This window comes from Variovorax sp. GW821-FHT10C12 (genome assembly GCF_059415405.1).
This window is the reverse complement of record NZ_JBWKNE010000005.1, coordinates 67,112-81,395: the sequence shown is the minus strand read 5'-3', so window position 1 is coordinate 81,395 and position 14,284 is coordinate 67,112. Positions and strand designations below refer to the sequence as shown.

Below are 14,284 nucleotides of genomic sequence, written 5' to 3'. Positions count from 1 at the left end.
GAGGATGCCACGAGCCGGAGGCCTCGCACAGCGGGGCCCCTTCCGCCGTCAGGGGCGCGGCTTCTGTTCGCCCTCTTCCGGCGCCAGGCTCACCCACAGGGCGGCGCCCACGATCAGCAGGCCGCCGGCCCAGCCCCAGGCACCGATGCGCTCGCCCAGCCCGAGGGCCGCGATGGCCGCGCCGAACACCGGTTCGCTGCCCATGAGCAGCGACACGCGGCTCGGACTGCTGCGAGAGGCCGCGTGGTTCTGCGCGAAAAAGGCGAACACGGTGCACAGCAGCACGAGGTACGCCATGCCCCACCAGAAACCGGCCGTGGCGGGCGGCAGGTGCCAGGCGCGCCCGCCCGACGCGGCCAGCAGCGACAGCGCCGCCGCGCCCAGCGCCATCACGCCCGACTGCACGGCCGTCAGCGTGAGCGCCGGCAGGGTGTGGCGGCCGGCCAGGCGGCGCGTGAGGCACACCATGACGGCGCGCAGGAAGGCAGCGGCCAGCATGAGGGCATCGCCCCACCCCATCGACAGGTCGGCGAGCGAGGGCGCCGACAGCAGGGCCGCGCCCACGGCCGAGAGCCCGGCCGCCCAGAACACGCGCCGCGCGGGCCGCCGGCCCAGCAACCACCATTCGACAAAAGGCGTGATCGCCACGCACAGGCTGATGAGGAAGGCCGCGTTGCTCGCCAGGGTGAGCGAGACGCCGAAGGTCTCGCACAGGAAGATGGCGAGCAGGTTGGCGCCCAGCAGGCCGCCCACGGCGAGCCCCTGGCGCCACTGCGGGTCACGCCACAGCGGTCGCAGCGCGGGCAGCAGCACGAGAAAAGTGAGGCCGAAACGCAGCGCGACGAACTCGAGCACCGGCAGCTGCTGCGTCGCCTGCTTGGCCACCGCATAGCTGCCGCCCCAGACCGCCGCCACGAGCAGCAGCATGAGCTCGGCCGGGCCGAAGCCGGCCGTCCACGACCCGCGCCCCGCCGGGACCGCACCTTGCAACGCCTTTGAATCCATACTGTCTGCCCGCGGCCCGGGGCGCCTGAAAGAAGAAGAAGAAGAGATGGCGCATTGTTCCGGGCGGCACCAGGGCCGCACAGCCGTCGGCCGGAACAGGACTCTTGCGTGGTCGGAACGAATTCATTTCTCAAGGTGCTGCCCGAAATGGTGACCTTCGTGCGGGTCGCCGAACTCGGCAGCTTCTCGGCCGCCGCCGACCTGCTGGGCATCACGCCCTCGGCCGCGAGCCGGCAGGTGAAGCGGCTCGAACAGGAGATCGGCGTGCAGCTGCTGCAGCGCACCACGCGCCAGCTGCGGCTCACCGAGCCCGGCGCCGAGGCTTTTGCACGCTGCCGCGAGCTGGTGGCGGCGGCGCAGGGCGCGATGGACATCGGCGCGCAGTTCGCGCGCACGCCCACCGGCCGGGTGCGCCTGAGCGCGCCGAAGGCCTTTGCGCGGCGCGTGCTGCATCCGCACCTGCTCGACTTCCTGCGCGCCTACCCGGAAGTGGACGTGCAACTGATCGTGGCCGACCGCGACATCGACCCGATCCGCGAAGGCGTCGACCTCGTGGTGCAGCTGACCACGGCGCCGCCCGACGGGCTGGTGGCGCGGCAGCTGATGGCGGTCGAGCACATCCTGTGCGCCACGCCGGCCTACCTGGCGCGCCACGGCGCCATCGCGCACCCGCACGACCTGCGCGCGCACAGCTGCCTGTCGCTGGGCGAGCACGAGCGCGACAACCACTGGCGCTTCCGAAAAGACGGTGAAGACGAGGTCGAGGTGGTGGTGGACGGCCGCTACGTCTGCAACCACAGCGAGATGCGGCTCGACGGCGCGCTCGCGGACCTGGGCGTGGCCTGCGTGCCGGCCTTCACGGCGCGCGAGGCGCTGGACGAGGGCCGCGTGGTGCGCGTGCTGCCCGACTGGGCGCTGCAGGGCAGCTACCAGGGGCACGCGTGGCTGATGTACCCGCCCAGCCGCTACCTGCCGCCCAAGTGCCGGGTGCTGGTGGAGCACCTGCTCGGCGCGCTGGCCGGCAGCGACTATTCGTCAGCCGGTGCGAAAGGCACCCGCGGCGCGACCGCGCACATGAGTTCGTAGCCGACGGTGCCGGCGGCCTGGGCCACCTCGTCGATCGGCAGCACCGCGCCGGTCAGGGCCGAGCGGCCCCACAGCGTGACTTCGGCGCCGAAAGCGGCGTCGGGCACGGGCGTGAGGTCGACGGTGATCATGTCCATGCTCACGCGGCCCACCATGCGGGTGCGCACGCCGTTCACCAGCACCGGGGTGCCGGTGTCGCAGTGGCGCGGGTAGCCGTCGGCATAGCCGACCGCCGCGATGCCGATGGTGAGCGGGCCCTCGGCCGCAAAGCGCGAGCCGTAGCCGATGGTGTCGCCGGCCTTCAGCGTCTGCACCGAGATGAGCCGGGTCGACAGCGTCATGGTCGGCTGCAGCTGCCAGTGCGCCGCGTCGTGCTCGGGGAAGTCGGGGGCGCTGCCGTACAGCACGATGCCGGGGCGCACCCAGTCGCCGCGCGTGCGCGGCGCATGGCGCAGCGTGGCGGCGCTGTTGGCGATGGAACGCTCGCCCGGCAGGTCGCGCGTGGCGCGCTCGAACACCTCGAGCTGGTGCTCGATGCCGCGCGGGCCGTCGGCGTCGCTGAAGTGCGTCATGAGCGAGATCTCGTCGACCTGCGGGAGCGCGTTCAGGCGCGTCCAGGCCGAGCCGAAGCGCTCGGGCGAGAAGCCCAGGCGGTTCATGCCGGAGTTCATCTTCAGGAACACGCGCTGCGGCTTCAGGGTCTTGTGGGCCGCGAGCATGTCGATCTGCTCGTCGCAGTGCACCGAATGCCACAGGTCCAGGCGCGAGCACAGCTCCAGGTCGCGCGCGTCGAACACGCCTTCGAGCAGCAGCACGGGGCCGCGCCAGCCCAGCGCGCGCACGCGCTCGGCCTCGGCCAGGTCGAGCAGCGCGAAGCCGTCGGCGCCGCGCAGGCCCTCGAAGACACGCTCGATGCCGTGCCCGTAGGCATTGGCCTTGACCACGGCCCAGACACGGGCGTCGACGGCCGAGCGGCGGACGCGGTCGAGGTTGTGGCGCAGGGCGGCGGTGTGGACGGTGGCGAGAATGGGGCGCGGCATGGCGGGTGTTGGGGTGGTTTCAGACCACGTTTTAGCATCTTCGGGAATGGGGTCGAATCCCGTGGGGATGCCTGAATTCGCGTCGTACCCCCATGCTATAACCGCCCATTCGCGCCTGACGCGACACTTTTTCACTACCGCCAGCAGACCCTCTGGCCAGCCAGCCCATCGATGAAGCGCGGTTTTTACACGATCATGTCGGCCCAGTTCTTTTCGTCGCTGGCCGACCAAGCGCTTTTCGTCGTTGCCGTCGATCTCATGCGAAGTTCGGGCGCCCCCGAATGGCAGCGGGCCGCCCTGGTGCCGATCTTCGCGGTCTTCTATGTGGTGCTGGCCCCGCTGGTGGGCGCCTTTGCCGACGCGCTGCCCAAGGGCAAGGTGATGTTCATCAGCAACGCGATCAAGGTCGTGGGTTGCCTGATGATGCTGTTCGGCTCGCACCCGCTGCTGTCGTATTCCATCGTGGGCCTGGGCGCGGCGGCCTACTCGCCGGCCAAGTACGGCATCCTCACCGAGCTGCTGCCATCGTCGCAGCTGGTCAAGGCCAACGGCTGGATCGAAGGGCTGACCATCGCCTCGATCCTGCTGGGCATCGTGCTCGGCGGCGTGCTGGTGGGCCATGCGGTGTCGAGCCACCTGCTGCTGATCGACCTGCCGTTCATCGACACCGGCATCGACTCGCCGGCCGAGGCCGCCATTGCAGTGCTGATCTTCGTCTACGTGCTCGCAGCCTGGTTCAACACCCGCATCCCGCACACCGGCGTCGAAATGCGCCCGCTGCGCTCCGACCCCGCGCAGAGCATGGTGCGCAACCTGGCCGGCCTGCTGCCCGACTTCTGGCATTGCAACGCCCGCCTGTGGCGCGATCGGCTGGGCCAGATCTCGCTGGCGACCACCACGCTGTTCTGGGGCGCGGGCGGCAACCTCAAGTACATCGTGCTGGCCTGGGCCGCCGTGGCGCTCGAATACAACACCACCCAGGCCTCGGCGCTGACCGGCGTGGTGACCATCGGCACCGCGGTGGGCGCCATCGTGGCCTCGATGTACATGCGCCTGGACATGGCCACGCGCGTGATCCCCATGGGCATCGCGATGGGGCTGATGGTGATCTGCATGAACTTCATCGGCAACGTCTGGCTGGCGGTGCCGTTCCTGATCATCCTGGGCGGCCTGGGCGGCTTCCTGGTGGTGCCGATGAACGCGCTGCTGCAGCACCGCGGCCACAACCTGATGGGCGCGGGCCGCTCCATTGCCGTGCAGAACTTCAACGAGCAGGCCTGCATTCTTCTGCTGGGCGGTTTCTACAGCGTGTGCACCGGCCTGGGCCTGTCGGCCTACGGCGCCATCAGCGCCTTCGGCCTCGTGGTGGCGGGCTGCATGTGGCTCATCAAGCGCTGGCACGAGAACAACCTCAAGAAGTATCCCGAGGAAGTCGAGCACCTGCTGGCCATCGCCCGCAGCGACAAGCACCACTGACCTCGCGCGACCGCGTTGGTGCAATGGCCGGCGCGCCGAGCGCCCCCACTCCAACGCCCCCATGCCCGCCCTCGCCCTGATGTTCAACGCCTTCGTGTGGGGCGTGTCCTGGATTCCGTTCCGCCAGATCGCCAGCCATGGGCTGCATCCGCTGTGGACCACCTGCCTGATCTACCTCGTCATCGCCACGGCGATGGGCCTCCTGCGCCGGCACGCCTGGAAAGCCTTCGCCGCGTTCCCGATGCTGGCGGCGCTGGGCCTGGCGGCGGGCTTCACCAACGTGGGTTTCAACTGGGCCGTGACGCAGGGCGACGTGGTGCGCGTGGTGCTGCTGTTCTATCTGATGCCGCTGTGGAGCGTGCTGCTGGCCTGGCTGCTGCTGGGTGAGCGGCCCACGGGCGGCGCGCTGGCGCGGGTGGCACTGGCGCTCACTGGCGTGGTCGTGGTGTTGAAGGCGCCCGGCACCGACTGGCCCGTGCCCTCGAGCCTGCCCGACTGGCTGGGCGTGGCGGCAGGCTTCGGCTTTGCCGTGACCAACATCGTGCTGCGCCATCTGCGGCATGCGCCGGGCGAGTCGCGCGCGCTGGCCATGTTCTGGGGCTGCACCGTGGTGGCGGGCGTCGGCGCGGTGAGCGGCACCGTGTTCGGCGGCATCGATTCACCGCTGCTCGCCTCGCCGGGCTGGCTGGGCTGGGCCGCGCTGCTGGGCACGGGCTTCATCGTCGCCAACGTGTGCCTGCAATACGGCGCGCCGAAGCTGGCGGCCAGCGCGACCTCGGTGATCATGCTGTCGGAAGTGCTGTTCGCCAGCGTCTCGTCGGTGGCGCTGGGCGCGTCCACCATGAACTCGCGCATCCTCATCGGCGGTGCGCTGATCGTGCTGGGCGCGGTGTGGTCGGCGTTTGCGCGAACCCCGCCCGCGCGCGATGATGGCGTTTCCGCGTCCACCTGAGGAACTCCCCCATGACCAGCGTCTACGACTTCGAGGCCACCCGCATCGACGGCAAGCCGGTGAAGCTCTCGACCTTCCGCGGCCAGGTGCTGCTGATCGTCAACACGGCGAGCAAGTGCGGGTTCACGCCGCAGTTCGAAGGACTGGAAGCGCTGCACGAGAAGTACGCCGGCCAGGGCCTCACGGTGCTGGGTTTTCCGTCGAACCAGTTCGGCGGCCAGGACCCGGGCAGCAACGAGGAGATCGGCGCCTTCTGCATGACCAACTACGGCGTGAGCTTCCCGATGATGGAGAAGATCGACGTCAACGGCAGCGGCGCGCTGCCGCTGTACCAGTGGCTCACCAAGGAAAAGCCGGGCCTGCTGGGCAGCACGGCGATCAAGTGGAACTTCACCAAGTTCCTGGTCGGGCGCGACGGCGCGGTGCTCAAGCGCTATGCGCCGCTGGACACGCCGGCCTCGCTCACACGCGACATCGAGGCGGCGCTCGCCGCCGGCTGATCAGAAGCGAAAGTCGGCCGTCTTCGGCGCGCCGCCGACCGTCACGGTCTGGCTCCTGGTTTCGCCCTTCGACGTGCTCACGTCGATCACATAGCGCCCCGCTGGCACGTCGATGAGGCACACCGGCCCGTTGGCGGTGAAGGCCATGGCGGCGGAGCTGTTGGCGTCGCCGCCCTTGATCGCCACATTCAGGTTGGCCAGGTAGGCACCGTCGGCGCGCGCGAACAGCAGCGCCAGCGGGTGGTTCTTCATGGCGGCGCGCATCGCGGTCGACTCGTCGGAGCCGATGCCGCCGCACACATAGCGCGTGGTGCCGATGCCCTGCCAGGGCGGCAGGGCCGACGGCGGCTGCTGCGCCTGCGCGGCCAAGGTGCCTGCGATGCAGGCGGCGGCCAGCAATGCGCGGCGCAGCGGAAATGCGGAAACGAAAGACATGGCACGAACTCCTTGCAGCGTCTTCGGTTCGCCATGATGCGCCCCGACGCGTGGTGCGCACGTCGGACAGCAACGTACCCTGCCGTGCGCGCGCGCCCTACCCTGCGGGCGGCTGCAGCGCCGCGTCGAGCAGCTCGACCCAGTGCCGCACCGGTGTGTCGCCGCTGCCGCTTTGCAGGTGCGTGATGCAGCCGATGTTGGCCGAGGCGATGGTCGTGGGCTGCAGCTGCTTCAGGTGGCCGAGCTTGCGGTCGCGCAGCGGGTAGGCCAGCTCGGGCTGCAGCACCGAGTAGGTGCCGGCCGAGCCGCAGCACAGGTGCGATTCGTTCATCGCCACGCGCACGTCGAAGCCGAGCGCGCGCAGGTGCGTCTCGACGCCGCCGCGCAGCTTCTGGCCGTGCTGCAGCGTGCACGGCGGGTGGTAGGCGACCACGCCTTCCGGCGCGCGCACGCGGCCCTGCAATGCGGGCACGAGCTCGGGCAGCAGCTCGCTCAGGTCGCGCGTGAGGGCGCTGATGCGCGCGGCCTTGGCGGCATAGGCCGCGTCGTGCTGCAGCAGGTGGCCGTACTCGCGCACAGTGACGCCGCAGCCCGAGGCGTTCATCACGATCGCCTCGACCTCGTTGCCTTCGACGAAAGGCCACCACGCATCGATGTTGGCGCGCATCTGCGCCTTGCCGCCCTCCTGGTCGTTGAGGTGGAACTTCACGGCGCCGCAGCAGCCCGCCTTGGGCGCCATCACGGCCTGGATGCCGGCCGCGTCGAGCACGCGCGCGGTGGCGCTGTTGATGTTCGGCGCCATCGACGGCTGCACGCAGCCCGCGAGCATCAGCACCTTGCGTGCATGCGTGGCGGTGGGCCAGCGGCCGGCGTCCTGCTTCGCGGGCACCTTGGCTTTCAGGGCTTCGGGCAGCAGGCCGCGCACCGACTGGCCCAGCGCCATCGCGGGGCCGAACAGGGGCGACGGCAGCGCCTCCTTGAGCAGCCAGCGCGTCGCCGACTCCATCGCGGGGCGCGGCACTTTCTCGTCGACGATCTTGCGGCCGATGTCGACCAGGTTCCCGTACTGCACGCCGCTCGGGCAGGTGCTCTCGCAGTTGCGGCAGGTGAGGCAGCGATCCAGGTGCAGCTGCGTGCTGCGCGTGGGCGCATGGCCTTCGAGCACCTGCTTGATGAGGTAGATGCGCCCGCGCGGCCCGTCGAGCTCGTCGCCGAGCAGCTGGTAGGTCGGGCAGGTGGCGGTGCAGAAGCCGCAGTGCACGCACTTGCGCAGGATGGCTTCGGCTTCGCGGCCCGCGTCGGTGTCGCGGAATTCGGGGGCTAGTTCGGTTTGCATCGCGGGGGTGTCGTTTCTTTTCTTATTGGTCGCCTGCGAAGAGCCGGCCGCGGTCGAAGACCCCGTTCGGATCGAACTCCTGCATCAGTGCGCGATGGATGCGTGCCACCGGCGCGCTCAGGGCGTCGAAGCGCGACACGTTGCAGTCGGCCGCTTGCGCCGCGGGCACGCGGAACAGCGTGGCGTGGCCACCCGCTGCCTGAGCGGCCTCGCGCAGGCGCGCCGCCTGCGCGGGCGGCGCGAAGTACCAGCGCTGCCCGCCGTGCCACTCGACCAGCGGCGCGGCGCAGCCCTCGATGGCGATCACCGGCGCGGTCTGCGGCACCGACAGGCGCCACAGCGCCAGCGACCCGGCGTCGTCGAGCGCGAACCACGGCATGCGCTGGTCGCGCAGCGCGGCCCAGCCGGCGGCGGCGCGCAGCGGGTCCTGGCGTTCGCCGCCGAGCTGCGTGCAGGCCGCTTCGACGGCCGCCACGGCACCGCGCAGCCGCAGGCGCAGCACGCCCGCGCCGGGCGCATGTTCGAACCAGCTGCTCGCGTTCAGCGGCAGCGGGCGTCCGCCCCACTCGTTGAGCAGGCGCAGCGCATCGGCCTGGCTGCAGGCGAACGCGAGCGTGGCCTCGGCGGGCGCCACGGGCAGCACCTTGAGGCTCACTTCGGCGATCACGCCCAGCGTGCCGAGCGAACCCGCGAGCACGCGCGAGACGTCGTAGCCGGCGACGTTCTTCATCACCTGGCCGCCGAAGCTCAGCACCTCGGCACGGCCGTTGATGAGCGTGGTGCCGAGCACGTAGTCGCGCACCGCGCCCACGCTGGCGCGCGACGGGCCGCTGAGGCCGGCGGCGACCATGCCGCCGACGGTTCCGCCGGCATCGAAGCACGGCGGCTCGAAAGGCAGGCACTGACCCTGTTCGGCGAGTGCGGCTTCGAGTTCGGCCAGCGGCGTGCCGGCGCGCACGGTGACGACCAGTTCGCTGGGTTCGTAGCTCGTGATGCCGGCGAGCGCGCGCAGGTCGAGCAGCTCGCCGTGCGGCGTCTGGCCGTAGAAATCCTTGGTGCCGCCGCCGCGCAGGCGCAGCGATGTGGCATCGGTCGCGGCGGCGCGCACGCGCTCGACGACCTGCTGGAGGGCGGTATCCGTGTTCATGAAGCTCTCAGAATCTCGGCAGGTCGGGATGCGCCAGCCGGCCGCCGCGCACCACTTCCTTGCCGTACTCGGCGCAGCGCTGCAGCGTGGGAATCACCTTGCCGGGATTGAGCAGCCCGGCGGGGTCGAAGGCGCGCTTGATGCCGAACATCTGCTCGTTCTCGGCCGCGGTGAACTGCACGCACATGCTGTTGAGTTTTTCCACGCCCACGCCGTGCTCACCCGAGACGGTGCCGCCCATGGCGACGCTGGTCTCGAGGATGTCGGCGCCGAACAGCTCGCAGCGGTGCAGCTCGTCGGGGTCGTTGGCGTCGAACAGCACCAGCGGGTGCAGGTTGCCATCGCCCGCATGGAACACGTTGCAGCAGCGCAGGTTGTATTTCTTCTCCATCTCCTGGATCGCCAGCAGGATGTCGGCGAGCCGCTTGCGCGGGATGGTCGAATCCAGGCACATGTAGTCGGGGCTGATGCGGCCCGACGCCGGAAAAGCGTTCTTGCGGCCGCTCCAGAACTTCATGCGCTCGTCTTCGCTGGTGCTCACGGCGATGGCGGTGGCGCCGCAGCCGCGCAGCACCTCGGTCATGCGGCCGATTTCTTCCTCGACCTCTTCGGGCGTGCCGTCGGATTCGCACAGCAGGATGGCGGCGGCGTCGAGGTCGTAGCCCGCGTGCACGAAGTCTTCGACGGCGGCGGTCATGGGCTTGTCCATCATCTCCAGGCCGGCCGGGATGATGCCCGCCGCAATCACCGCCGCGACCGCGTCGCCGGCTTTGCGCACGTCGTCGAAGCTGGCCATGATGCAGCGCGCCAGCTGCGGCTTGGGCACGAGCTTCACCGTGACCTCGGTGGTCACGGCCAGCATGCCTTCGCTGCCGATGGCCAGCGCGAGCAGGTCGAGCCCCGGCGCATCGAGCGCCTCGCCGCCGAATTCGATCGCCTCGCCCTCGGCCGTGAAGCCGCGCACGCGCAGCACGTTGTGCAGCGTGAGGCCGTACTTCAGGCAGTGCACGCCGCCCGAGTTCTCGGCCACGTTGCCGCCGATGGTGCAGGCGATCTGGCTCGACGGGTCGGGCGCGTAGTAGAGGTTGAAGGGCGCGGCGGCCTCGCTGATCGCGAGGTTGCGCACGCCGCACTGCACGACGGCCGTGCGGCTCACGGGGTCGACCTTCAGGATGCGGTTGAACTTGGCGAGCGACAGCGTCACGCCCAGCGCGTGCGGCATGGCGCCGCCCGAGAGCCCGGTGCCGGCGCCGCGCGCCACCACGGGCACGGCCAGCGCATGGCAGGCGCGCAGCACGGCGGCCACCTGCGCCTCGGTCTCGGGCAGGGCCACCACCAGCGGACGCTGGCGGTAGGCCGTGAGGCCGTCGCACTCGTAGGGCGTGGTGTCTTCGGCGTGCCAGATGAGCGCATGCGCGGGCAGGTGCGCCTGCAGCGCCCGCACCACCTGCGCCTGGCGCTCCGCCTTCGACAGCTGCGTGTGCTGGTCGGGTGTGACGGGAGCATTCATGGCGGGAACAACTTTCAGCGGACGACCATCAGGGTGAATGGCCACACATAGGCCTGCAGCGTCACGTACAGGCCGACCAGCGAGGCCAGCGCGATCGAGTGGAAGAACACGTAGCGCAGGATGTCGCCTTCGTGATTGAACCACCGCGTGGCGGTGGAGGCCACCACGATCGACTGGGCGTCGATCATCTTACCCATCACGCCGCCCGAGCTGTTGGCCGCGCCCATGAGGTTGGGCGCCAGGCCGAGCTGGTCGGCCGCGACCTTCTGCATGCCGCCGAACAGCACGTTCGAGGCCGTGTCGGAGCCCGTCATGGCCACGCCGATCCAGCCCATGAGCGTGCCGAAGAAGGGATAGAACACGCCGGTGTTGGCAAACGCCAGGCCCAGCGTGGTGTCGGTGCCCGAGTAGCGCGTGAGCGTGCCCAGCGCGAGCATCAGCACGATGGTCATGAGCGAGTAGCGCACCATCCAGAGCGTGCGAAGAAAGGTGCGCACGATCTCGACGGGGTTGTACTTCATGAACAGCGCACTCACGATCGCCGACAGCAGGATGCCGGTGCCCGTGGCCGACAGCAGGTTCAACACGTACACCGCGCCTTCCTTGGTGGGCGCGGACACCACCGGCGGCATCTTCTCGATCAGGTTGTGCAGCCCGCCCATCGGGAACGAGGGCGCGAAGACGCCGTTGAGCGCGGTCTTCACCGAGGGCAGGCCCCAGATGAAGACGAACACCGAGAGGATCACCCAGGGCATCCACGCGCGCACCAGCGCCTCGCGGCTGTGCACGACGATGGCGGCCGGCGGCTTGGCCTCGTGCGCGCTCACGTCCTTGCCGCGCAGCGAGGGCGAGCGCCACACGTTTTTCGGCTGCCACACGCGCAGGAACAGCACCAGGCTGGCCATCGACACGATGGCCGCGATGATGTCGACCAGCTCGGGGCCGATGAAGTTCGACACCAGGTACTGCGGCACCGCGAACGACACGCCCGTGACCAGGATGGCCGGCCACACTTCCATCATCGCCTTGCGTCCGGCGAAGGCCCAGACCAGCCAGAACGGCACCAGCAGCGAGAAGAACGGCAGCTGGCGCCCGATCATCGCGGTGACTTCCATCAGGTCGTAGCCGTGCACCTTGGCCAGCGTGATCACCGGCGTGCCGAGCGCGCCGAAGGCCACCGGCGCCGTGTTGGCGATCAGCGAGAGGCCCGAGGCGGCCAGCGGCGAGAAGCCCAGCCCGATCAGGATGCCGGCCGTGACCGCCACCGGCGTGCCGAAGCCCGCCGCACCCTCGAAGAAGGCGCCGAAGCAGAAGGCGATCAGCAGGAGCTGGATGCGGCGGTCTTCGGTGATGCCCGAGAGCGAGTCCTGCAGCACCTTGAAGCTGCCGTTCTGTTCGGCCAGCTGCTGCAGGAAGATGATGTTCAGCACGATCCAGCCGATCGGCAGCAGGCCCGTGAAGCCGCCGAAGAGCGCGGCGCGCCCGGCCATCTCGGCCGGCATGCCGTAGGCGAACACGGCGACGGCCAGCGCCGCCAGCAGGCCCAGGCCTGCTGCGATGTGGGCCTTGATGTGGAAGAAGCCGAGGCACGCGAGCATCACCACCACCGGGATCGCGGCGAGCGCGGTGGAAATGATCATGTTGCCGAACGGGTCGTAGATCTGCTGCCAGGTCATGCGTTGTCTCCGGGGAGGCTGTTGTTGTGCCTCGCACTCTAGGGAGATGCGCACCGTCCGGGTTGAAGGATTTTTGCCCGGACCTTGATAAAAATTTGTCGCGCCGACCTGTCGGTCAACCGCGCATCAATGCAGCATCTGTGCGAGCCAGTCGACGAAAGCGGCGCATTCCCAGCGCTCCAGCGTGCCCGGCTGCCAGCAGATGTAGTGGCGGTGCGGCGAGGGCACGGGCCGTTCCGACAGCGCCACCAGCCGGCCCGATTCGAACCAGGCGGCGCCCAGTTTCTGTCGCACCAGCGCCACGCCGAAGCCGCTGGCCGCCGCGTCGTACACCAGGCCCAGGTCGTTGAACTGCGAGCCCAGGTGCGGCTCGGGCTGGTCGATGCCGCAGCTCGCGAACCAGGTGCCCCAGGGCTCGAGCGGGCTGCGGATCAGCCGCGCGCTGGCGATCTCGGCCGCGGTGCGAAAGCCGTCGAAGGGCCCGAACTCGTTCAGGTAGCTCGGACTGCAGGCGGGCACCACGTCCTCGGCGATGAGCAGGCGGTGTTCGCAGTCGGCGTACGCGCCGATGCCGTAGCGCACCTGCAGGTCGGTCTGCTCGGCCGTGACGTCGAGCAGCGGGATCGACACATGCAGCGCCAGCTCGATGTCGGGGTAGAGGTTGCGAAACAGCTCCAGCCGCGGCATCAGGAACTGGCGGCTGAAGGTGGGCGTGACGGCCACGCTCAGGCGCGGTGCGCGCAGTGCCGCGTCACGGCTGCCGGGCGTGGCCTGCTGCAGCGCGGCCAGGCCGACGCGCACGTTCGCCAGGTAGGCCGCGCCGTCGGCCGTGAGGCTGAAGTCGCTGCGCCCGAAGAGCTTGAAGCCCACGTGCGCCTCGAGCTGGCGGATGCGGTGGCTCACGGCGCTGGCCGTCACGCACAGCTCGTCGGCCGCGCGGCCCGCATGCCGCAGGCGCGCAACGGCCTCGAAGGTCAGCAGGCATTGGATCGGGGGGATGTGGTGCAGGGCCATCCGCGAGGCGCCGGAAGGCTCAGTCTTCGAAGAAGCTGACCGACAGGCCCGGCGTATCGACGCGCATCGAGAGCACGGTGCCCGAGGCCGGGCGCTGCACCAGCTCGTCGGCCGGACGGCCCTTGCGCCCGCTGGTGACGAACAGCGTGCGCAGGTCGTCGCCGCCGAAGCAGGGCATGGTCGGGCATTGCACCGGCACTGCGATGGCCGCCACGCGCTCGCCCGTGGGCGCAAAGCGCAGCAGCTGCGCGCCTTCGAACATCGCGACCCAGTAGTGGCCGGCGGCGTCGATGGTGGCGCCGTCGGGTCGGCCGTCGTAGTGCGTGGGCGCGCCCGGCACCCAGCCCGCGGGCTTGGCATCGAACTGCTGGAACACGCGCGCATGCGAGAGCGTGTTGGCCTCGGCGTCCCAGTCCCAGGCGCGCACCACGTGCGCGGCGGTGTCGGCCCAGTACAGGGTGCGGTTGTCGGGCGAGAACGCCAGGCCGTTGGCGGTGGTGACGTGTTCCAGCATCGAGGTGATGGTGGGCGAGACGTCGCCCGGGCGTGCGTCGAAGCAGTAGAGCGCGGCGTTGGGGCGGTCCTTGGCCTCGTTGAGCGAGCCGGCCCAGAAGCGGCCGAGCGCGTCGCACTTGCCGTCGTTGAAGCGCATGGTGCGCACGTCGTGCTCCGCGCGCGCCATCGCGACCAGTTCACCGCCCCATTCGCGGGCGCGGTAGATGCCGTCGCGCAGCGCGATCACGAGGCCGCCGCTGCGTGCCGGTGCCATGCAGCCGGGCTCGGTGGGCAGGGCCCAGCGCTCGACCGTGGCGGTGGGCGATCCGATGTCGCCGCGCGTGCGCAGCACGGCGCGGCCCGGGATGTCGAGCCAGTAGAGCGCGCGTTCGTGCGGATGCCAGAACGGCGATTCACCCAGTTCGCAGAGGCTGTCTTCGATGGAGGTCCACATGGTGGGGCGATTGTGCCCCCGGCCACGCGGGCCGCGGGCAAAAAAAAGCCCGCTGACGCCGAAGCGCTCGCGGGCTGAACATCCAAAGGAGACTCGCCTGAAAAAACCGGGAGCTGTTGTTCTTCTTTGTGTCGAAAGGGGGGTGGTGGTCTTTGAAG

13 protein-coding genes are annotated in these 14,284 nt (G+C 69.9%); 4 read left to right on the top strand and 9 right to left on the bottom strand.

Translation table 11 applies throughout. From position 1 onward, the window contains the following. Nucleotides 1–48 precede the first annotated feature (48 nt). A complete protein-coding gene (locus AC07OH_RS21705) occupies nucleotides 49–1,005 on the bottom strand; it encodes a DMT family transporter (protein ID WP_495302077.1) in 957 nt (318 codons plus the stop codon). 147 nt (nucleotides 1,006–1,152) lie between these two features. On the opposite strand from AC07OH_RS21705, the gene AC07OH_RS21700 reads away from it, so the two are divergent. Then, nucleotides 1,153–2,091 (top strand): LysR family transcriptional regulator, encoded by a 939-nt coding sequence (locus AC07OH_RS21700; protein WP_495302250.1) that lies wholly within the window; start codon nucleotides 1,153–1,155, stop codon nucleotides 2,089–2,091. Here AC07OH_RS21700 and alr read toward each other — a convergent pair. Beyond that, on the bottom strand, nucleotides 2,034–3,131 hold the full coding sequence (gene alr, locus AC07OH_RS21695; RefSeq protein WP_495302076.1) for an alanine racemase: 1,098 nt from the start codon (nucleotides 3,129–3,131) through the stop codon (nucleotides 2,034–2,036). The genes AC07OH_RS21700 and alr overlap by 58 nt on opposite strands. 171 nt (nucleotides 3,132–3,302) lie before the next feature. Here alr and lplT point away from each other — a divergent pair, with 171 nt between their 5' ends. The 3 genes from lplT to AC07OH_RS21680 all read left to right on the top strand — a co-directional run bounded on the left by lplT (nucleotide 3,303) and on the right by AC07OH_RS21680 (nucleotide 6,059). Further along, entirely contained in the window at nucleotides 3,303–4,607 is a 1,305-nt protein-coding gene (gene lplT, locus AC07OH_RS21690) for a lysophospholipid transporter LplT (RefSeq protein ID WP_495302075.1), read from the top strand. Between the two features lie 61 nt (nucleotides 4,608–4,668). After that, nucleotides 4,669–5,559 carry a DMT family transporter gene (locus AC07OH_RS21685; RefSeq protein WP_495302074.1) on the top strand — a complete coding sequence of 297 codons (891 nt, stop codon included), beginning with the start codon at nucleotides 4,669–4,671 and terminating at the stop codon, nucleotides 5,557–5,559. A gap of 11 nt (nucleotides 5,560–5,570) precedes the next feature. Beyond that, a complete protein-coding gene (locus AC07OH_RS21680) occupies nucleotides 5,571–6,059 on the top strand; it encodes a glutathione peroxidase (protein ID WP_489060299.1) in 489 nt (162 codons plus the stop codon). On the opposite strand, the gene AC07OH_RS21675 is transcribed toward AC07OH_RS21680, so the two are convergent. The 7 genes from AC07OH_RS21675 to AC07OH_RS21645 form a co-directional block, all read right to left on the bottom strand. Beyond that, complete coding sequence (locus AC07OH_RS21675) at nucleotides 6,060–6,494, bottom strand: carboxypeptidase regulatory-like domain-containing protein (RefSeq protein ID WP_495302073.1); 435 nt, start codon at nucleotides 6,492–6,494, stop codon at nucleotides 6,060–6,062. Nucleotides 6,495–6,591: 97 nt separating this feature from the next. Then, nucleotides 6,592–7,830: a glycolate oxidase subunit GlcF gene (gene glcF, locus AC07OH_RS21670; protein ID WP_495302072.1), complete on the bottom strand. Its 1,239-nt coding sequence runs from the start codon at nucleotides 7,828–7,830 to the stop codon at nucleotides 6,592–6,594. Between the two features lie 22 nt (nucleotides 7,831–7,852). Then, nucleotides 7,853–8,977 carry a glycolate oxidase subunit GlcE gene (gene glcE / locus AC07OH_RS21665; protein ID WP_495302071.1) on the bottom strand — a complete coding sequence of 375 codons (1,125 nt, stop codon included), beginning with the start codon at nucleotides 8,975–8,977 and terminating at the stop codon, nucleotides 7,853–7,855. A gap of 7 nt (nucleotides 8,978–8,984) precedes the next feature. Then, complete coding sequence (locus AC07OH_RS21660) at nucleotides 8,985–10,487, bottom strand: FAD-linked oxidase C-terminal domain-containing protein (RefSeq protein ID WP_495302070.1); 1,503 nt, start codon at nucleotides 10,485–10,487, stop codon at nucleotides 8,985–8,987. 14 nt (nucleotides 10,488–10,501) lie between these two features. Continuing rightward, entirely contained in the window at nucleotides 10,502–12,163 is a 1,662-nt protein-coding gene (locus tag AC07OH_RS21655) for an L-lactate permease (protein WP_495302069.1), read from the bottom strand. Between the two features lie 126 nt (nucleotides 12,164–12,289). Then, complete coding sequence (locus tag AC07OH_RS21650; protein WP_489060308.1) at nucleotides 12,290–13,177, bottom strand: LysR substrate-binding domain-containing protein; 888 nt, start codon at nucleotides 13,175–13,177, stop codon at nucleotides 12,290–12,292. Nucleotides 13,178–13,196: 19 nt separating this feature from the next. Further along, nucleotides 13,197–14,126 carry an SMP-30/gluconolactonase/LRE family protein gene (locus AC07OH_RS21645; protein WP_495302068.1) on the bottom strand — a complete coding sequence of 310 codons (930 nt, stop codon included), beginning with the start codon at nucleotides 14,124–14,126 and terminating at the stop codon, nucleotides 13,197–13,199. Between the last annotated feature and the right edge of the window lie 158 nt (nucleotides 14,127–14,284).